The 19,459-nt window shown below is 62.7% G+C and carries 17 protein-coding genes; 9 read left to right on the plus strand and 8 right to left on the minus strand.

From position 1 onward, the window contains the following. Nucleotides 1-23: 23 nt before the first annotated feature. Together JQC81_RS12195 and JQC81_RS12200 are read right to left on the minus strand one after the other, a co-directional pair. Entirely contained in the window at nucleotides 24-1,823 is a 1,800-nt protein-coding gene (locus JQC81_RS12195) for a hypothetical protein (RefSeq protein ID WP_203272082.1), read from the minus strand. A gap of 15 nt (nucleotides 1,824-1,838) precedes the next feature. Then, entirely contained in the window at nucleotides 1,839-2,903 is a 1,065-nt protein-coding gene (locus JQC81_RS12200; RefSeq protein ID WP_203272083.1) for an NAD(P)-dependent alcohol dehydrogenase, read from the minus strand. Between the two features lie 546 nt (nucleotides 2,904-3,449). On the opposite strand from JQC81_RS12200, the gene JQC81_RS12205 reads away from it, so the two are divergent. From JQC81_RS12205 to JQC81_RS12235, 7 genes are all read left to right on the plus strand, one after another. Further along, entirely contained in the window at nucleotides 3,450-5,396 is a 1,947-nt protein-coding gene (locus JQC81_RS12205; protein ID WP_203272084.1) for a PrkA family serine protein kinase, read from the plus strand. A gap of 29 nt (nucleotides 5,397-5,425) precedes the next feature. Further along, entirely contained in the window at nucleotides 5,426-6,733 is a 1,308-nt protein-coding gene (locus tag JQC81_RS12210; protein ID WP_203272085.1) for a YeaH/YhbH family protein, read from the plus strand. After that, entirely contained in the window at nucleotides 6,730-8,274 is a 1,545-nt protein-coding gene (locus JQC81_RS12215; RefSeq protein ID WP_203272086.1) for a SpoVR family protein, read from the plus strand. The genes JQC81_RS12210 and JQC81_RS12215 overlap by 4 nt, the downstream gene beginning before the upstream one ends. A gap of 168 nt (nucleotides 8,275-8,442) precedes the next feature. After that, on the plus strand, nucleotides 8,443-8,904 hold the full coding sequence (locus JQC81_RS12220; RefSeq protein ID WP_201859653.1) for a hypothetical protein: 462 nt from the start codon (nucleotides 8,443-8,445) through the stop codon (nucleotides 8,902-8,904). A 71-nt stretch (nucleotides 8,905-8,975) separates the two neighbouring features. Next, nucleotides 8,976-9,266 (plus strand): DUF8829 domain-containing protein, encoded by a 291-nt coding sequence (locus tag JQC81_RS12225; protein ID WP_203272087.1) that lies wholly within the window; start codon nucleotides 8,976-8,978, stop codon nucleotides 9,264-9,266. 154 nt (nucleotides 9,267-9,420) lie between these two features. After that, entirely contained in the window at nucleotides 9,421-10,374 is a 954-nt protein-coding gene (locus JQC81_RS12230) for an MDR/zinc-dependent alcohol dehydrogenase-like family protein (protein ID WP_203272120.1), read from the plus strand. Beyond that, nucleotides 10,374-11,402, plus strand: a complete 1,029-nt coding sequence (locus JQC81_RS12235) for a Gfo/Idh/MocA family protein (RefSeq protein WP_203272088.1) — start codon at nucleotides 10,374-10,376, stop codon at nucleotides 11,400-11,402. The genes JQC81_RS12230 and JQC81_RS12235 overlap by 1 nt, the downstream gene beginning before the upstream one ends. Before the next feature lie 80 nt (nucleotides 11,403-11,482). On the opposite strand, the gene JQC81_RS12240 is transcribed toward JQC81_RS12235, so the two are convergent. From JQC81_RS12240 to JQC81_RS12265, 6 genes are read right to left on the minus strand one after another with little or no spacing between them, the layout of a single operon-like run. Then, nucleotides 11,483-12,412, minus strand: a complete 930-nt coding sequence (locus tag JQC81_RS12240) for a glycoside hydrolase 5 family protein (RefSeq protein WP_203272089.1) — start codon at nucleotides 12,410-12,412, stop codon at nucleotides 11,483-11,485. Continuing rightward, nucleotides 12,409-13,182, minus strand: coding sequence for a TIGR04290 family methyltransferase (locus JQC81_RS12245; RefSeq protein ID WP_203272090.1), 774 nt, complete (start codon nucleotides 13,180-13,182; stop codon nucleotides 12,409-12,411). The genes JQC81_RS12240 and JQC81_RS12245 overlap by 4 nt, the downstream gene beginning before the upstream one ends. An 8-nt stretch (nucleotides 13,183-13,190) precedes the next feature. Beyond that, nucleotides 13,191-14,003 carry a nucleotidyltransferase family protein gene (locus tag JQC81_RS12250; protein ID WP_203272091.1) on the minus strand — a complete coding sequence of 271 codons (813 nt, stop codon included), beginning with the start codon at nucleotides 14,001-14,003 and terminating at the stop codon, nucleotides 13,191-13,193. A gap of 2 nt (nucleotides 14,004-14,005) precedes the next feature. Beyond that, the gene (locus JQC81_RS12255; protein ID WP_203272092.1) at nucleotides 14,006-15,115 is read right to left on the minus strand and encodes a CgeB family protein; all 1,110 of its coding nucleotides are present in this window, start codon (nucleotides 15,113-15,115) and stop codon (nucleotides 14,006-14,008) included. Next, on the minus strand, nucleotides 15,112-15,711 hold the full coding sequence (locus JQC81_RS12260) for a histidine phosphatase family protein (RefSeq protein WP_203272093.1): 600 nt from the start codon (nucleotides 15,709-15,711) through the stop codon (nucleotides 15,112-15,114). Before JQC81_RS12260 ends, JQC81_RS12255 begins: the two co-directional genes overlap by 4 nt. Before the next feature lie 12 nt (nucleotides 15,712-15,723). Continuing rightward, the gene (locus JQC81_RS12265; protein ID WP_203272094.1) at nucleotides 15,724-16,806 is read right to left on the minus strand and encodes an inositol-3-phosphate synthase; all 1,083 of its coding nucleotides are present in this window, start codon (nucleotides 16,804-16,806) and stop codon (nucleotides 15,724-15,726) included. Nucleotides 16,807-17,182: 376 nt separating this feature from the next. Between JQC81_RS12265 and JQC81_RS12270 the strand changes: the two genes are divergently transcribed. Further along, nucleotides 17,183-18,325, plus strand: a complete 1,143-nt coding sequence (locus tag JQC81_RS12270; RefSeq protein ID WP_203272095.1) for an NAD-dependent epimerase/dehydratase family protein — start codon at nucleotides 17,183-17,185, stop codon at nucleotides 18,323-18,325. Beyond that, on the plus strand, nucleotides 18,322-19,437 hold the full coding sequence (locus JQC81_RS12275) for an SDR family NAD(P)-dependent oxidoreductase (RefSeq protein ID WP_203272096.1): 1,116 nt from the start codon (nucleotides 18,322-18,324) through the stop codon (nucleotides 19,435-19,437). Before JQC81_RS12270 ends, JQC81_RS12275 begins: the two co-directional genes overlap by 4 nt. The last annotated feature ends 22 nt before the right edge of the window (nucleotides 19,438-19,459 follow it).

The following is a 19,459-nucleotide window of genomic DNA, read 5'->3' on the forward strand; positions in this document are numbered from 1 at the left end:
CCGCAAGTGTGTTGCCTTGGCGGTTAACTGGCCGGCGCTTCCTCTTGTTCCTGCAAAGGTTCAGAGCCTCCTCTGCGAGGCAATCGATTGTGGAGGAGACCTTCATACCGATCGGCAGCCTGGCGCAGGCGGGTGACCTCCGGCCCTTCTCCCAATGCGCCTGCCGCCATCAAGTGGGCACCCAGCTGGAAGGCGAGATAGCAGGGAAGCATGAAGGCGAGCAGGGCCTGATCGACCGGACGACCGCTCTCCTGCTGCACGATATCGCACAGCCACGAGGCTTCGTCTTCGGAGAGGTTCAGCTCGACCATTGCGCCTGCAACGTCCCAGCTCACGTCCTGATGGCCGACAAGGTCATGAGCAGCGCTATGATCGAGCGCATCCGTCTTGATCAGCCTGTCGCCTGAAACGAGCCATTCCCAGGCATGCAGGCGATTGTCGGTACAGACCCGGTGCACCTTGCCCGTGAGGCTGCTCGGATCCGCCAGCGACTGTTCCAGGGCCGCGGCCACGGTGTCCCCGAGAGCTTGACCCATGTTGTAGACCGCCATCCGGCGCAGCTCACCGAGGGAGGCTCCCTGATGCTCGACTGCTGGGAAGAGCCGGGCGCGGAAGCCCAGATAGGCTCCGACCTGCTCGACCAAGCTCTTGCGGCTGACGGGAGCCTGATCGAGGCTATCCAGCTCCTCGTGCCAGCGCTCAATAAGGAAACCATGGCGGCAGCCGGCCGGCTCCGGCGTGAAACCCGCCTGGTGAAGCTGGCGGGCTATCTGGAGCTTCCGTGCGCCGATCTCGCCTAAGCCCACAAACTTGACCAGCCATGCCGTGCCGTTCGCCCGCGCCAGGAACTTGCGCCGTTCCTGCTGAATGTTAGCCGGCGGCCACGAGCCTTCGTCCTGGTAGCGCCGTGATCGCCAGGCTCCTCCCGAGATCTCCTCCAGAGGTCGATCCAATGGACCGAGGAGGTATTCCAGCCAGCTCTCAAGGCAGTGTGCAGGCGACCCGCGCAGCAGGAGGTCGTCCATGCTGACGAAGTGGCGTGGAGCGGAGCTCCACCGTGCTCGGTGCCTGTCGCTGGCCTGTGGGCCGAGCGCATTGCCGTGGCTTGGGAAGAAGTGGATCCGCTCCCGCGAGATTCCGGCCGCCTCCAGCCAGTCGGCGACCGCACCAAACGAGCTGCCGGACAGGCCCGGGCCCTCGTCAACGATTGCGAAGGTTTTTCGGCTCTCAGATGTAAGGCTCCTCGTCAGGTCCGGATCCACCCTCACTTCTCGCCCGAAAGGGTGGCCGACGGGGCGCAGGGTGATGGGAGCATGAGCGCCGAGTTCTGCCGCCACGAGGGCGCTCAGGCCGGTTCCAATGCTGCGGATGCCGACGACCTGGGTGTCCGAACCCAGGCCTGAAGCCTTGGCTGCTTCAAGGTAGCTTTCCGGATAGAGCGCATAGAAGGCATAGCCTTCCGCCTGCTTGGTCCGAATGGTTTGCGACGGATCGAACCCGTGCAGCGTCTCGAAGAAGGTCGGGGGCAAAGGAGTAGGCTGCCCGAAGCCGCTGCGCCAGGACTCTCTGATCGCGCGGGCGAGGACGGAAAGGCATTCCATCCCTGCTGCATGATCCTTGGTCCAGGCATCGAAGCCGCGCTCGTGGAATTCCGCGTCGATCATGCCTTGGACAAGTTCGCTTGTGCTGATGAAGGCCGTGACGAGAGCCCCATGCCGCTCGATGCCGGGTGGCATTGAGGAGGCCTGAGACAGGAGGCTCGTGACGGCGGCCTGCTTGGCTTCAACCGTCTCGTCTCGTTCAATGTCGCCGTAGACCAGCATCGAGGCTGCCGGGCTTTAAGCAGCAGCCTTCTGCTTCAGCGAGGCCATGTCGATCACGAAGCGGTACTTCACATCGCTCTTGAGCATCCGCTCATAGGCCTCGTTGATCTGCTGGATCGGGATGATCTCGATCTCGGCGGTGATCCCGTGCTGGGCGCAGAAGTCGAGCATTTCCTGCGTCTCAGCGATGCCGCCGATGAGGGAGCCGGCGAGCTGGCGACGCTTCATGATCAGGTTGAACACGGTGGTGGCCGGATGCGGTTCGGCGGGCGCGCCCACGAGCACCATGGCGCCGTCGCGGGCGAGCAGCACGAGGTAGCTGTCGAGGTCGTGCGGGGCGGCGACCGTATCGAGGATGAAGTCGAAGCTGTTGCGGTGCGCCTTCATGGCGTCCCGGTCCTTGGACACGACCACTTCGTGGGCGCCCAGCTTCAAGGCATCCTCACGCTTGTTGGGAGAGGTCGTGAAGAGGACAACATGCGCGCCCATGGCGCGGGCGAGCTTCACGGCCATGTGACCGAGGCCGCCGAGGCCCACGACGCCCACTTTCTGCCCGGCCTGAACGCGCCAGCGGCGCAGGGGCGAGAAGGTGGTGATGCCGGCGCACAGGAGAGGCGCGGCCGCGGCCGGATCGAGCCCGTCCGGCACCCGCAGGACAAAGCTCTCATCGACCACGATGGTGTCGGAATAGCCGCCATAGGTGTTGGCGCCCGTGCCTTGCTCCGGGCCGTTATAGGTGCCCGTGAATCCTACCTCGCAGTATTGCTCCAGCCCCTCGCGGCACGAGCGGCAGGTGCGGCAGGAATCGACCATGCAGCCGACCCCGACGACATCGCCGGCTTTGAACTTCTGCACCCCTGAGCCGACGCGGGTGACGCGGCCGACGATCTCATGGCCCGGCAGGCAAGGGTAAAGGGTGCCGCCCCATTCTTCCCGGACCGTATGCAGGTCGGAATGGCAGACGCCGCAATAGAGGATGTCGATCTGAACGTCGCGCTCACCCGGCTCCCGGCGCTCGAAGCTAAAGGGCGAAAGTGGCGTGGATGCATCCTGGGCAGCGTAGCCGAAAGCTTTGATCACAGGAAAGTTCTCCGGATAGAGCGAGCTGAAGGGGTAAGCCCCGATGAGTATTCAGGCGCTACAGACGATAGGCTCCATCGACCCATCGTCAACGGATGCGGAGTGTGTTTGTTCATGAGAGGGGCAAGCCCTTGCTGCATTGCAGCAGGTAGCGGCTTTTCCACATGGTCACGCGCAATTGAATCGCCGGAGTCTAGCTTCCGTGCCGGCCCTTCCCACATCATAGGTAAGGGTTTGTGCTCGCTTGAGGAAAAGCCGTTTCATGAGTGTACGGGCGGCAATGCGGCACACCGAAATGGGCTGCTGGCGAGAAACTTTAACTTGCCGTTGCGCCCGCAATCCGCGACGCTGTTTGTCAGGGCGGGCAAACTTCCAAGTCGCACAGACGGACCCGAGATAAGCCCGATCTGCTGCGACCTGTTCATCAGCCGCCACAACGAAAGGGCTATGCCGCACCATTTGGCCGCATCACAGTATCGCATGGTCTGGGCAACCTTAGCGGTGCACAATCGTTGTCTCTGAGAGGGATTGGATTTCGGTGGCGCCATGCTTCATTCCGACGACCTGTTCTCGAGTTTCCTGAAGGCCTATGAGACCCGCCGCGAGGCGGAGATGTCCCTGGCGGAATACCTGGAAGGGTGCCGCACCGATCCCATGATGTATGCAAGCGCTCCGGAGCGCATCCTGGCGGCGATCGGCGAGCCTCAGCTCGTCGATACCTCGAAGGATGCGCGGCTCGGCCGCATCTTCATGAACCGCACCATCCGGGTCTATCCGGCCTTTTCCGAATTCTACGGTATGGAAGAGACGATCGAGATGATCGTCAGCTTCTTCCGTCACGCAGCCCAGGGCCTTGAGGAGCGCAAGCAGATCCTCTACCTGCTGGGCCCTGTCGGCGGCGGCAAGTCCTCCCTGGCCGAGCGTCTGAAGGCCCTGATGGAGGTCAACCCCATCTATGTTCTGAAGGCCGGCGACGAGATCAGCCCGGTCTTCGAGAGCCCGCTCGCGCTGTTCGACCCGGAGCAGATTGGCTCCGCGCTGGAGGAGCGCTACGGCATTCCCCGGCGGCGTCTGACCAACCTGCTCAGCCCATGGGCGATCAAGCGCCTCGATGAATTCAAGGGCGACATTTCCAAGTTCCGGGTGGTCAAGATCAACCCGTCCCGGATGCGGCAGATCGGCGTCGCCAAGACCGAGCCGGGCGATGAGAACAACCAGGATATCTCGTCCCTCGTCGGCAAGGTCGACATCCGCAAGCTTGAGACGCTCTCCCAGAACGATCCCGACGCTTACAGCTATTCCGGCGGCCTCAACCGGGCGAACCAGGGCATCCTGGAATTCGTCGAGATGTTCAAGGCGCCGATTAAGATGCTCCATCCCCTGCTCACGGCTACGCAGGAGGGCAACTATGTCGGCACGGAGAACATCGGCTCCATTCCGTTCACCGGCATCATCCTGGCCCACTCCAACGAGGCGGAGTGGCAAACCTTCCGCACCAACAAGAATAACGAGGCGTTCATCGACCGCATCTACGTGATCAAGGTGCCTTATTGCCTGCGGGTCACGGAGGAGCAGAAGATCTACGAGAAGCTGATCCGCGGGTCGGAACTGGCAGGCGCCCCCTGCGCTCCGGCGACCCTGGAGATGCTGGCCCGGTTCTCGGTCCTGTCCCGCCTGCGGGCGCACGAGAACTCCAACTTCTATTCGAAGATGCGGGTTTATGACGGCGAGAGCCTGCGCGAGGTCGATCCGCGTGCCCGCAGTCTGCAGGAGTACAAGGACTCAGCCGGTGTCGACGAGGGCATGGACGGAATCTCGACCCGTTTCGCCTTCAAGGTCCTGTCCGCCACCTTCAACCATGACACCATCGAGGTGGCGGCGGATCCCGTGCACCTCATGTACGTGCTCGAACAGTCGCTCCGGCGGGAGCAACTGCCGCAGGACGTGGAGCGGCGCTATCTGGAGTTCATCAAGGCAGAGCTTGCGCCGCGCTATGCTGACTTCATCGGCCACGAGATCCAGAAGGCCTATCTCGAATCCTACCACGATTACGGTCAGAACCTGTTCGACCGCTACGTGTCCTATGCGGATGCATGGATCGAGGACCAGGACTTCAAGGATCCCGATACCGGCCAGCTTCTCAACCGGGAGCTCCTGAACCAGGAGCTGACCAAGGTCGAGAAACCGGCGGGTATCGCCAACCCGAAGGACTTCCGCAACGAGGTCGTGAAGTTCTCGCTCCGTGCGCGGGCCGGAAACAATGGCCGTAATCCATCTTGGACGAGTTACGAGAAGATCCGTGACGTCATCGAACGGCGGATGTTCTCCCAGGTGGAGGAACTCCTGCCGGTAATCAGCTTCGGCTCCAAGAAGGACGGCGAGACCGAGAAGAAGCACGGGGAGTTCGTGCAGCGGATGATGGAGCGTGGCTACACCGAGCGCCAGGTTCGGCGTCTCGTGGAGTGGTACATGCGGGTGAAGCAGGCGGGCTGACAGAAAACGGAGGCAGATCAGGCGTTCCTATGTACATCATCGACCGGCGCCTCAACCCAGGGGGCAAGAGTCTGGCGAACCGCCAACGCTTCCTTCGCCGCGCGAAAGCGCAGATCCAGAGGGCGGTGCGCCAGACCGCAGGAGACCGGGACATCACCGATCTCGAACGGGGAGGGGAAATCACGATCCCCGCCGATGGTGTGCGCGAGCCCAGCTTCCGGCGCTCGGGCGAAGGCGGTGTGAATGACCACATCCTGCCCGGCAACAAGCGCTTTGTCGAAGGCGATACGATCAATCGCCCGCCCGGAGGCGGCGGTGGCGGTTCGGCCGGCGGTGACAATGGCGAGGGTGAGGACGATTTCCGCTTTGCCCTGACGCGCGATGAGTTTCTCGACCTGTTTCTCGACGATCTCGAACTGCCTGACCTCGCCAAGCGGCGGGTGGCAACGGTGGAGACGCAAGGGTTTCGGCGGGCAGGCTACACGGTCACGGGCTCCCCGGTGAACCTGGCCCTGCTGCGCTCCATGCGGAACGCCCTGTCGCGCCGCATTGCCATGCGACGCCCCAAGCCAGAGGAACTGTTGCGCCTTGAGGAAGAGATTGACCGGCTTGAGAAGCAGGAAGGTTCGTCCGAGCAGCTCACCGCACTGCGGCAGGAGCTTGAGCAGCTGAAGCTGCGTACCAAGCGCTTCCCTTATATCGACCCGCTCGATCTGCGCTATCGCCGCTTCGAGCCGGTCTCCCGCCCGGTCGCGCAAGCGGTCATGTTCTGCCTGATGGATGTGTCAGGCTCCATGACGGAGCACATGAAGGATCTCGCCAAGCGGTTCTATATGCTGCTCTACATCTTCCTGACGCGCCGCTACAAGCATGTGGAGATCGTCTTCATTCGGCATACGCACGAGGCGAAGGAGGTGGACGAGGAGACATTCTTCAACAGCCCGGAGACGGGCGGCACGGTGGTATCCTCGGCTTTGCGCGAGATGCAGCGGATCGTGGAGGAGCGCTACTCGCCGGACAGCTGGAACATCTACGCGGCTCAAGCCTCAGACGGCGACAACTCCCCCAATGACGGCAGCACCAGCGCGGCGCTGCTCAGGGACGTGATCCTGCCCGTCTGCCAGTACTACGCTTATCTGGAGGTCGGCAGCGACAGCGACCGGATGCAGACCGGCTTCATCAACCACAAGACGTCTCTGTGGCAGACCTATGAGACGCTGCAGGAGCAGGGCGCGAACCTTGCCATGCGCAAGGTCAACCACCGCCGCGAGATCTATCCCGTTTTCCGCGAACTCTTCCGTCGACGTGACGCGGAGGCAGGAGCCAGGGTGCCATGAGCCTGTTGGAGCACGACAACCTTCTGTTCCAGGGCGCCGACTGGGATTTCAGCCTGATCCAGCGCATCCATGACGCCGTTGAGAAGATCGGCGTCGGGGAAATGGGGCTCAATGTCTACCCGAATCAGATCGAGGTCATCACCGCCGAGCAGATGCTCGACGCCTATGCCTCCATCGGCATGCCCCTGTTCTACAAGCACTGGTCCTTCGGCAAGCGCTTCGCACTCCATGAGGCGAGCTACCGCCAGGGCTTCATGGGCTTGGCCTATGAGATCGTGATCAACTCGAACCCGTGCATCTCCTACATCATGGAGGAGAATTCGGCCACGATGCAGACGCTCGTGATCGCCCACGCGGCCTTCGGGCACAACCATTTCTTCAAGAACAACTATCTCTTCCAGGAATGGACGGACGCCGACGGGATCCTGGACTACCTCGAATTCGCGAAGGGCTACATCACCCGCTGCGAGGAGCGTTACGGCCATGCCGCCGTGGAGCGGGTGCTCGATGCCGCCCATGCCCTGATGTCCCACGGGGTCCACCGCTATCCGCGCAAGAAGCGCCCCAATCTGCGCTCCGAGGAGCGGCGGGAGAAGGAGCGGCATCTCCATCTGGAGCAGACCTTCAACGACCTTTGGCGCACGGTGCCCACCAAGGGCGCTGCCTCAAAGCCGCAACTGAGCGACGAGCGCCGCCGCGCCCTCCTGGAGCTGCCGCAGGAAAACCTTCTGTACTTCCTCGAAAAGTCCGCCCCGCGCCTTCAGCCCTGGCAGCGGGAGATCCTGCGCATTGTTCGCCAGATCGCGCAGTATTTCTATCCGCAGCGACAGACCAAGGTGATGAACGAAGGCTGCGCCACCTATTGCCATTACCGCATCATGACCCGCCTGCACGAGACGGGGCAGATCACCGATGGCGCCTTCCTCGAATTCCTGCAGTCGCACACGAACGTCACGCGCCAGCCGGAATATGACGACCCGCATTACGGTGGCATCAATCCCTATGCCCTCGGCTTCGGCATGATGCAGGACATTGAGCGCATCTGCACCAAGCCCACGGCCGAGGACCGGGAGTGGTTCCCCGAGATCGCCGGCAGCGGCAACACCATGGCGGTCCTGCGCGACGTGTGGGCCAACTACCGGGACGAGAGCTTCATCTCACAGTACCTGAGCCCGCACCTGATGCGCCAGTGGCGCATGTTCCATCTCGTGGACGACCCCGACCAACCTGAACTCAGGATCGAAGCCATCCACGACGAGCGCGGCTATCGCCGGCTGCGGCGCTCCCTGTCGCGCCACTACGACGTTGGCTGGAGCGATCCCGACATTCAGGTGATCGACGTCGATCTCGCCGGCGACCGGCGCCTGATCCTCCACCACCACGTCTTGAACCGGACGCTCCTGCACAAGGATGATGCACAGAGGGTCTTGCAGATGGTGGCCAATCTCTGGGGCTATGCGGTTGTGCTCAAGGAGGTCGAGCCCGCCACCGGGGCGATCTTCCAGGAACATGTGGCGCATCCGCACGAAACTCTCTTCTGACCAGCCTGATGCTCCGCTTTTTGCGAGCGCATTGTCCTTGCGGAAAACCGGGGCCACTTTTCCGCACGAAGCGCTCGTTTGACGCAAAAAAGCCTGGGACTCGCGGGATCATAGGTTTCCCTGGGCTCGGCCCGGATCGCGGGTCGGCTCCCTTGCAGGAGAATACCTATGGAACACAAGCCTGTAGAGAAGCTGCGTAGCGTCGCTGAAGTGCATGAGTTCAACCAAGGTTTCCTGTCTCGTCGCGAACGCCTCGAGCGCTGGGCCGAGGTGCTGGAGCGCCAGCCGAAGCGGCGCCTGAGGTCTCTGGGAGAGATCGAGTTCGTCCCGAAAGACAAGCGGCCGCAATTGCGGTCGGACGAGTCGCCGATCACGGTTGCCTTCGAGGACCCGATCCTGCGTGCCGCAGGCCTGAAGGGCGATACGCTCGGAGATGCCATGGAGTTCTTCGAACTCTCCGAGGGAGCCTCTCACCGCCTTCTCTGCTCCTGCATGAACGGCTGGAGCATGGAGGCCGGAACCACCGCCCGGAAAGTTCATCGCATCGCGAACCCTGATCATCGGCTCACGTTATTGACGGCAGCCGGGTTGCTCACTGCGGCACCCGCTGTGCTCTATCTGCTGAGCTGAGGAAGTTTGCAGCTTCGAGCCCTCCCGGAACGAGAGGGCTCGATGGCTGATCCATGTTGGGGGCAACGAGAATGACGAATGAGCCGGCGCGTCGGATCGGGCTGCCATGGTATCGGCGTGAGGATTACCCCCGCATCCGCGAGATGATGGCCGACCGGCACAATCTGGCACCCACCTATGAAAGCTGGCTCGCGGCTGCCGAAAACAATGAAGAAGTGGGCAGACAGGCCGGTCTTCACGTCAGTCGCATCCTGATCGAGCCCGAGGCTTTCGCCCGCTGGTGCGCTAAGAAAAACGTGGAGCCCGACAGCGCAGCGCGCAGGGATTACGTCGCGGAGAAGAGTTCCGAGAACGCTCCTTGAGTTCGGTCATACAGCCAAGCCTTGAAGTCTCCTCCCCGGTTCCTAGTTGCTCGGGCATCATGGTGGAGGGCCACACTTGCTGAACGAAAACGGCACGAGCAGCGAAATTTCCACACTTGGGCATAAGACCAATGCAGCCGGAGCGGCTCAGGCCATGCGAGCTGCTGTTCTCACAGGACCTGGGCAGATCGAGGTCCGCCAGGTGGCGCGACCGGAGCCCGGCCCCGGTCAGGTGCGCCTGCGTCTGGAGGGGTGCGGCGTCTGCGCTTCGAACCTCACCCCTTGGGCAGGTCCGGAATGGATGCAGTATCCCACCGAGCCGGGTGCGCTCGGGCACGAAGCCTGGGGATTCGTGGATGCCGTCGGCGAGGGCGTCGAGTGTGTGTCGGTCGGCGACCGCGTTGCGGCGCTCTCCTACAAGTCCTATGCCGAGTACGACATCGCCGATGCCGAGGCAGTCGTGCCGCTGCCGGAAGCGCTTGCAGGACAGCCTTTTCCCGGTGAGCCGCTCGGCTGCGCCATGAACATCTTCCGCCGCAGCGAGATCGAGGCGGGTCAGACCGTTGCGATCATCGGTATCGGCTTCCTCGGCGCCATCCTGACGAAACTGGCAACAGAAGCTGGCGCACGTGTGATCGCGATTTCGCGCCGCCCCTTCTCGCTCGACCTCGCCCGCCGCATGGGTGCGGCCGAGACGATCCCGATGGAAGATCACCAAGCGATCATCGAGAGGGTGAAGGACCTGACGGGCGGGGTATTCTGCGATCGCGTGATCGAGGCGGTCGGCAAGCAATGGCCGTTGGATTTGGCCGGGGAACTCACCCGTGAGCGCGGCAAGCTGATCGTGGCCGGATATCATCAAGACGGCCCGCGACAGGTCAACATGTGGCTGTGGAACTGGCGTGGCATCGACGTGATCAATGCCCATGAGCGCGATCCCAAGATTTACATGCAGGGTCTCCGCGAAGCGGTGGAGGCCATTGCATCGGGCAGGCTCGATCCAAGTTTCCTCTACACCCATACTTACCCATTGGACCGGCTGGACGAGGCGCTCGACGCCACACGTGACCGACCGGATGGATTTCTCAAAGCTCTGGTAACCTACTGATGGCGCAGCAGGCTCTTCGCAAGGAACAGTTCGAAATCTCTCTTGCCCGTCCCCGCCTCGGTTTTCTCGGTGTCGGCTGGATCGGTCGACACCGCATGCAGGCGATCCTCGGCACGGGAGCGGTCGATGTGGCTGCCATTGCCGATCCGTCGCCGGAAATGGCCTCGGAAGCAGGCAAGCTGGCGCCCGACGCAAAGCTGGTTTCGACGCTCGAGGAGATTCTCAGTACGGGTGTCGATGGTGTGGTGATCGCAACGCCAAGCGCCATGCATGCAGATCAGTCGATCCGCGCGCTGGAGCGCGGTGTTGCGGTGTTCTGCCAGAAGCCGCTTGGGCGTAACGTGGCGGAGGTGCAGGCGGTGGTGGATGCCGCGCGCAAGGCCGACCGGCTGCTCTGCGTCGATCTCTCCTACCGCTTCACGGAAGGCATGCGGCGCATTCGCGAGATCATCGACTCAGGCGAACTGGGGCATATCTATGCCGTAGACTTGGTGTTCCACAACGCCTATGGCCCGGACAAGCCCTGGTTCTACGATCCGGCTCTCTCCGGCGGCGGCTGCGTGATGGACCTCGGCGTTCACCTGGTGGATCTGGCGTTGTGGAGCCTGAACAATCCCGGCATCGCCAGCGTCACGGGCAAGCTCTTTGCAGACGGCGTGCCGCTGAGGGACTCGACCGCTCAAGTCGAAGATTATGCGGTTGCGACCGTGGAGCTGGAAACCGGCGCCGTGGTGCAGCTCGCCTGCTCCTGGCGCTTGCAGGCCGGGTGCGATGCGATGATTTCTGCGACTTTCTATGGCACGCAAGGCGGCGTATCGTTGCGCAACGTGAACGGATCCTTCTACGATTTCACCGCGGAGCGCTATCGCGGCACGTCCCGTGAGACATTGACCTCGCCTCCCGACGAGTGGGGCGGGCGGGCGGCAGCCGACTGGGCCTCACGGTTGGCGGCGGGCGAGCGGTTCGACCCTGCTGCAAATCACCTCGTCGATGTCGCTCGTGTGCTGGACCGGATCTACGGGCGATAGGGCGACTTCTACAGAGCTGAAAATGAGGGAGGCGGCTGAACCCGGTTCAGCCGCCTTTTCGTCGACCGTTCAACGCTCCGTCAGAGCACTTCCAGAACCTTGCTGGCCGGTGCCGACTGGCTGGCTGGGGCATAGCGCCGGATCATGGTGGCGCAGAACTCAGCGAACTCTTCCTTCACCTGCGGGGCGCTGGTGTGATGCGGCGCGATTCCGCGATGCTCCGGCGTGAAGCAGAAGGTCACCGTCACATCGAAGTCGGCGAGAGCCTCCATCTGGCGGTCGAACCAGTCCATCGCATTGGGGCGGAAGCTATCGGCCCACGACAGGCCTGTGCGCAGATACTTTACGCCCAGCCGCTTCATCCAGGTCACCGCATCATCGAGACGATGATCCTCAAAGTGGAACCACTGGCACAGGCCCATTTGGGATGCGTATTTCGCATATTCCTCGAGAGCGGGCTTCGGCGTGCCGTCCTCGCGCAGAAGGCCCATGTAGAAGTGGCGGTAATAGGAGGAGCCTTCCGCCTCCCGGTGCCGCGTGGTGGCCTCCCAGGCGCGGGGCAGGTCGTAAAGGCTGTACCAGTGGATCTTTGGCACCTTGCCGATTAGAAGCTCCGCGGTTCTGTTCAGGCCCCAGACCTGCACTTCCTCGGCCCCGAAGGTGGAGATGCCGACCTCGCTGACCCAAATCGGTTTATCCGTCACCGCCCGGATCTCATCGATCTTCGCCGGCCATTCGTGGATCTGCCATAGGTTCCAGTCGAGCGGGAAGCCGTGAACGGCCACGACGTCGAGATGCTCCATGGCACCGTGACTTTCCAGCTTCTTGATGAAGCCGGGATCGATGGGCGAGATGCCGCCGAGCACCCGGGGCAGGTTGGGGTTCTCGCCCTTGATCGCCTGACCAGCGGCAATCACCATGTCGGAGAAGAGCTTCCAATCCGGATCGATCTCCGGATCCCAGTGGGATTTGTTGTTCGGCTCGTTCCAGATCATTGCAGCTTCGATCATGCGGTTCTCCCTTGGGCCGGGTAGACGGCGCCCGCGCCGGGCGGGGCATCGACACGGCGGCAGATGTAAACTTCGGCTTCCGGGTGCTGGACGATCTCGAACCCGGTGCTGCGGAGCATGGCTTCCACGCAAGCCGCATTCGGCGCCCACCAGTTGGTCGGATCGTCGGCATAGCGATGCTCGATGAAGTGCATCTTCGGGTAGCGCGGATCCTCGAAATGCTCCGTCTGCCAGAAGGTGTAGTTCTCATCGACCGGCATGATCTCCGCCGAGCCGCGCTGCATCGACTGGAACACGAGGAGGTCCTTGGCCACGTGCTCGTGAATAAGATCAAGGGCGAGAAGTGGATGGCGCAGGTGGTAGAGGACGCCCATGAAGAGCACCACGTCGAATGTCTCGCCAAGCTGCCCGAGGTCGTAGACGGAGAGCTTGCGGAACTCGATGTCGTGGCCCATCGTCTGGGCGGCAAAACGGGCCTGGGCAAGATACGAATCGTCGAAGTCGACACCCAGCACGCGCTCCGCTCCGCGCTTCTTCATCTCCATGGAGTAGAAGCCGCCGTTGCAGCCGATGTCGAGCACGCTCTTGCCTGTGAGGTCTTCCGGGATCGCACTGGCGAATTGCTGCCACTTCACGGCAGGGTAGTTGCCGAGAAAGTGGTCGGGCGCGGTCCAGACGCCGCCTTTCAGCTCGATGTTGTGGAACCAAGGGCCAAGCGCTTCGGCCTTGCGGCGGATTTCTTCCGGGGGCATTGGGTCGATTGCGTTCATCGTGGAGTCTACTCCCTGTTCAAATCATGGAGGCCGCGCGGCAGCCGGCCGGCCGGCCAGCCCAGGGCCACCCGCGCGCCTGTGACGTTCTCCTGCTGAGCCGCTTCGCTCAACAAACCAATGGCGGATCGATAGCCATGGAGCGTCCCAACATCGACATAGGACACGCCGGCCTTGACTCCGATGGCCTCGCCGCCTTGGGCCAGATAGGCGTTCACCAGAGTGCCGAAATATTCATCCTCGCGATTGCGCGCGAGCCAGAGCTGGCGCAGCGCTTCGAGGACGTGGCCCGGCATTTTAAAGGCTCCCCAGATCCAACGGGAGGATGCGTCCTCCCGCTTCACTTGGATCTCCTGCACGCGCATCGTCTCATCCAGAACGACAGCGTCAAAAACCTGCGGGTTATCAACCGGGAAGAGCAGGAACGAGAGCATTTCTTCCGGAAGTTCCGCAAGCGCCGTCTCGGGAAACCAGACCGTGTCGGGCAGGCCGACGATCACGCTCTCGTCCGCCGGGATCAGGGGAGCGGCCTGGAAGATGGCGTCGCACAAGCCGCTCGCCTGCGGCTGCACCACATAGGCAATCGAGGCGCTGCCGTAGCTTGCGCCGTAATACTCCATGATGTCGGATTTGCCGGGGGAGATCACGAAGCAGATCTTGTCGGCGCCGCCATGGATCATGCGCTCGACGAGGTACTCGCTCACCGCGCAGGGCCGCTCGATCCCGTTGTCGAGGCGGCTGCCCACCGGGAGAAGCTCCTTCGAGAAAGCCAGCGGCTGAATGCGGCTGCCGATCCCTGCCGCGGGTATGATGCCCCACATGGTCATGCCTCCATCATGGCGGCGGAGCCGCCGGTCGAGGATGGGATGGAACTGGCGCTCTCCAGCAGGAACTCAAGCTCACGGGCCCGGTGCTCCGAGGTGTGCTCGGCGAGAACCCGCTCGCGGCCGGCGCCGGCGATGCGCTTCAGCTCCGCATCCGTCAGGTCGAGGGCGCTGACGGTATCTTCGCTTGCTGTGGCAATAAGAATTTCCCGATCGGGTGTGAGGAAGCTGTCGAGTCCTTCCCAGGTGTCGGACAGAATCGGCGCGCCGCAGGCTGCCGCCTCGAACAGGCGGCCCGAGGGGCACCACCCCATGTCCGCCATGGTCTGACGGGTGATGTTGAGCGTCAGGCGCGAGGACGAGAAGAAGGCAGGATGCTCGGACGGCGGCAGATGGCGGACGAAAGAGATGTTGGGCTGCCAGGGGAAATCGGCAGGATACTGCGCGCCGCCAATCAGGAAACGCCGCTTCGGGCGCAGGCCCGCGGGATCGATGAACAGGCGCTGCAGGGCCGCCTGACGATCCGCCGCATAGGTGCCGAGATAGGAGAGATCCGACCTGTAATGATCGGCCGGATGCACCGGGTGGTGGACGTCGGGATCCACGTGCCCGTAAAGGGGCGCAACGCGGCAGGCTCCGAGCTCCGATCGAAGCCTGTCGAGAGCGCGACCGCCGGTATAGCTGAGCGCGAGGTCGAAATCGCGCAGGCCGCGTGGTCCGATATAGGTGATGGGCTCTCCGGCCTCCAGGCGTGAGAAGGTGACCGGCGTGTCGAGATCGTAGAACACATGGAGCGGGCGAGGCGCAGCGAGCAGGAGCTCGCTCGCCGCGATGCCGTCCGGGCAATAGGAGGTTGCCATGGCCACATCCGCGTCGACCAGCTCTGCCGCGGCCCGTTGACGGATATCGTCCCAATCCTGGTAGAGGACGAGATCGCCGCCCGGGATCTCGAAGAGATCCCGGTTCGCGGCATAATAGGGCACATCCTTTTCGAAGAACACCACCCTGTGTCCACGCTTCGCAAGGGCGCGGATGAGACCTCGCCAGAGCGTCGCGTGGCCATTGCCCCAGGATGAGGAGATGGTGAGCCCGAAAATGACGATCTTCATGCGGCCACCACCTCGTTCAGACGCAATACCTTGGAACCCCAATCGCCGACCACGAGGGTGCTGATGGAGGCAGGCTCGATATCGAAGCGCGCATAGGCGTCAATCGGCAGACCGAGATGGTAGAGCAGGGCGGCCTTGATCACGTCGCTGTGGCTGACGAGGATGATGGACCGATCCGCGTAGCGCTGGTGCAAACGCTCGATGGCGCCCACGATGCGTGCCTGAGCCTCAAGCATCGTCTCCCCATAGGGCGGACGGCTGTTGCTGCGGGCCTTGTTCCATGCCGACCAGCGGGGATCCTGCGCCAGAGCCTCGAAGCTTGTGCCGGACCATGCCCCGAAGTCGATCTCAGCGATGTCCTCGCAAATTTCAAGCGGCTGCTCGAGGCGAGCCGCGATCGGTTCGGCAGTCTCCACGGCCCGCTCAAGAGGGCTTGTGTGAATGCCGGCAATGGTCTCGTTGGCGAAGCGTTCCGCCAGCCGCTCGGCCTGAGCTTTCCCAACATCCCCAAGGTGAACGCCGGGAATGCGTCCGCACAGGATCGTGCCGACCCTGTCATGGGCCGCATGACGCACAAGATGGAACGTGGCGGTCACCTCCTGGTGCCTCTACTCTTCATCACCGTCGATGAAGCGAATGGTTCTCTCGCGGGCCTCGTTGTCGGTGAACTGCTGCGGCGGCGACTTCATGAAATAGCTGGAGGGGCCAGTCAGAGCGCCACCGATCTTGCGGTCCAGGGCAAGCTTCGCGCAGCGCACCGCATCGATCACGATGCCGGCGGAATTGGGCGAATCCCAGACTTCGAGCTTTACCTCCATGTTCAGCGGCACGCCGCCGAAGGTGGTGCCTTCCAGGCGGATATAGGCCCATTTGCGGTCCGTGAGCCACGGCACGTGATCGCTCGGCCCCACATGGATGTCGCCGGCGGGCAGGGGGATATCGAGCTGGCTGGAGACGGCCTGAGTCTTGGAGATCTTCTTGGATTCCAGGCGCTCCCGCTCCAGCATGTTCTGGAAGTCGGTGTTGCCGCCGAAATTGAGCTGGTAGGTTCGGTCGAGCCGCACGCCGCGCTCGCGGAAAAGGTTGGCGAGCACGCGATGCACGATGGTGGCGCCGACCTGGCTCTTGATGTCGTCACCCACTATGGGAAGCCCGCGCTCTTCGAAGCGCTTGCGCCATTCCGGATTGGACGCGATGAAGACCGGAACGCAGTTGACGAAGGCGCAGCCCGCGTCCAGCGCCCGCTCGGCATACCATTCCGTTGCCTTCTGGGATCCTACGGGCAGATAGGAGACCAAGACATCCGTCTTGGACTGGCGCAATATCTCCGTGACGTCGGCCTCATCCTGCTCCGATTCCGCGATTTCCTCGCGCAGATACTTGCCGAGACCGTCGAGGGTCCTGCCGCGATGAACGATGATCCCGCTCTCCGCAACGGCCGCGAAGCGCTGTGTATTGTTTGGCTCGGCGAAAATCGCCTCCGAGATGTCGCGGCCGACCTTCGAGGCGTTGATGTCGAAAGCTGCGGACACTTCGACATCGCTAATATGATATCCGCCAATGTCCACATTCATGAGTCCGGGCACGGGCTCGTTGCCCTTGGCGTCCTTGTAGTAGGAAAGGCCCTGCACGAAGGACGAGGCACAATTGCCGACGCCCACGATCCCGACGCGGACCTTTCTCGAAATCATGACGATTCTCCCTTGTGCGGTCAGCCGATTGCCTGCATTCTTGAGGCGCGCCCATAGACGGCAGCAGGCAAGTACCGGGCGGCATCATCCCAAGCTTGGCCGTCAACGTTCGAGAAAGGTATGTAGTTCCCTCTCTCGATTCCTGGCTTGGGTCTCTTGTCTTAGCGCGCCGGCGCCCAAACTACTCAGCAGGTGCAGGAACAAAGATGAAGCTTTGGCGTTTCCAATGCGAAAGGCCAAGCTTGCTAGGGGCACGTGGTGTGACCGACGCCTGATGCGGTCCGCCAATGCCTCATCCTGTCTGGAATCTGCGAAGGTCTCGTGTCGCTCTTTCCAGCCAAGGAGCGGGATTTCTCCCGTTTTGCTCATTGGCTCGATGAATCGACAACAGATCCGGAGTCATGTCGTGACGGATACCATCCTCATTACCGGCGGTGCGGGCTTTATCGGACGTTACGTTGCTCGGGCCTGCCTGGAGCGCGGCCACCGGGTTCGCGTGCTCGACAGCCTCATCGAGCAGGTTCACGGCGACAAGACGCAGGCCGACGGGCTCGATCCCGAGGTCGAGGTGGTCGTGGGGGATGTTCGTGACGAGACGGCGGTTCTGAGGGCCCTGAAAGGCACCACCAAGGTGGTCCACCTCGCGGCGGAGGTCGGCGTCGGTCAGAGCATGTACGCCGTCGACCGCTATGTCTCCGTGAACGATTACGGCACCGCGGTGCTGTTCCAGCAGCTCATCGATAATCCGGTCAAGCGCGTGGTCGTCGCCTCGTCCATGAGCATCTATGGCGAAGGCCTCTACAAGGATGCGGACGGACGGGTGCGCGAAGATGTCGTGCGCACGCCTCGCGCGACCGAGAACGACCCTTGGGATCCCCTCGACGAGCAGGGGCGCCCCCTCGTTCCCGTGCCGACGCCGGAATGGAAAAAGCCGGCGCTCGCCTCCGTCTATGCCTTGTCGAAATATGTTCAGGAGCGACTGACGCTGACTCTCTGCCCGGCTTATGGCATGGAGGGTGTCGCGCTCAGGCTCTGGAACGCCTATGGCCCTGGGCAGGCCCTGTCCAATCCCTATACCGGTGTTCTCGCAATCTTTGCATCCCGGCTCCACAACGGTCAGCCGCCGATGATTTTTGAGGACGGCCAGCAGCGCCGCGATTTCGTGCACGTCGAAGACGTGGCGCAAGCCTTCGTCCTGGCGCTCGAGCACGAGAAGGCGCCGGGCAACGTCTACAACGTCGGCAGCGGTCAGGATCGCACCGTCTCCGAAGTCGCGGAGCTTCTGTCTCAGGCCATGGACCGGCCCATGGCGCCGGAGATTGCCGGCAAGGCCCGCATCGGCGACATCCGTCACTGCATCGCCGACATCACGAGGATCCGGCAGGAGTTGGGCTACAGCCCGAAGAAGGACTTTTCCGAGGGCCTGGCGGAGCTCGCCGAATGGGTCGCCAAGCAGGAAGCCAAAGATCTCGTGCAGGAGGCCCGCAAGGAGCTGGAAGCGAGAGGCCTGGTGGCATGAAGACAACCGACACCCATGCCGGTGCGCCTGCCGCCCTTCGCCGGATGCCTGTTCTGGTCACCGGCGGGGCAGGCTTTATCGGCTCCAATCTCGCCGACCGCTTTGCAAGCGAGGGGCATGACGTCCTCGTCTATGACGCACTGGCGCGACCTGGCGTCGAGCGCAACCTGGAATGGCTGAAGAAGAGGCATCCAGCCAAGATCTCGACCGTTCTTGGAGATATTCGCGACGAGACGGCTGTAGCCGATGCCGCAGGCGAGGCCCAGGCCGTGTTTCACATGGCGGCGCAGGTTGCCGTTACCACGAGCCTCGTCGATCCGCGCGAGGATTTCGAGATCAACATCCGCGGCACCCTGAACCTGCTCGATGCTCTCCGGCAGCGCAATGAGCGGGTTCCGCTGATTTTCGCCTCCACCAACAAGGTCTATGGCGATCTTGCGGATGTGGAGCTCGAGAAGACCAACGACGCCTACAAGCCGCGCGATCCTGCAATCCGCGATGCCGGCATCGGCGAGACGCGGCCGCTCGATTTTCACACGCCTTACGGCTGCTCCAAGGGAGCGGCCGATCAGTACGTTCTGGACTATGCCCGCTCGTTCGATATTCCCACCTGCGTGATGCGCATGAGCTGCATCTACGGGCAGCGGCAGATGGGAACCGAGGACCAGGGATGGGTGGCCCACTTTCTGATCCGTGCTCTCGAAGGCAAACCCATTACGATCTACGGCGATGGCTGCCAGGTGCGCGACGTGCTCGACATATCCGATGCGGTCGATGCGTATGCCGCCGCATGGAAGCGGATCGATGCGGTCCAGGGTCGTGCCTTCAACCTCGGCGGCGGTCCGACGAATGCCATCAGCCTGCGCCAGCTCATTACCCATATCGAGGATGTAATCGGCCGCCCGGTCGAGACGATCTATTCCGACTGGCGGGCCGGTGATCAGCGCTACTACGTCTCCGACACCCGTCTCGCGACGAGGGAACTCGGGCTGAAGCAGCCAACCTCGTGGCTCAAGGGCGTGGCCGCTCTGGCGAGTTGGCTGCAGGCGGAGAGGGGATTCGCACCGTCTGGAGCGGCTCCTCGTCTGCATGCTGCCGAGGCCCTGTCATGAGGGTGTTTCGCGGGTTCAGGTT

It is taken from the genome of Microvirga arabica, from assembly GCF_016811235.1.
Classification (GTDB): domain Bacteria; phylum Pseudomonadota; class Alphaproteobacteria; order Rhizobiales; family Beijerinckiaceae; genus Microvirga; species Microvirga arabica.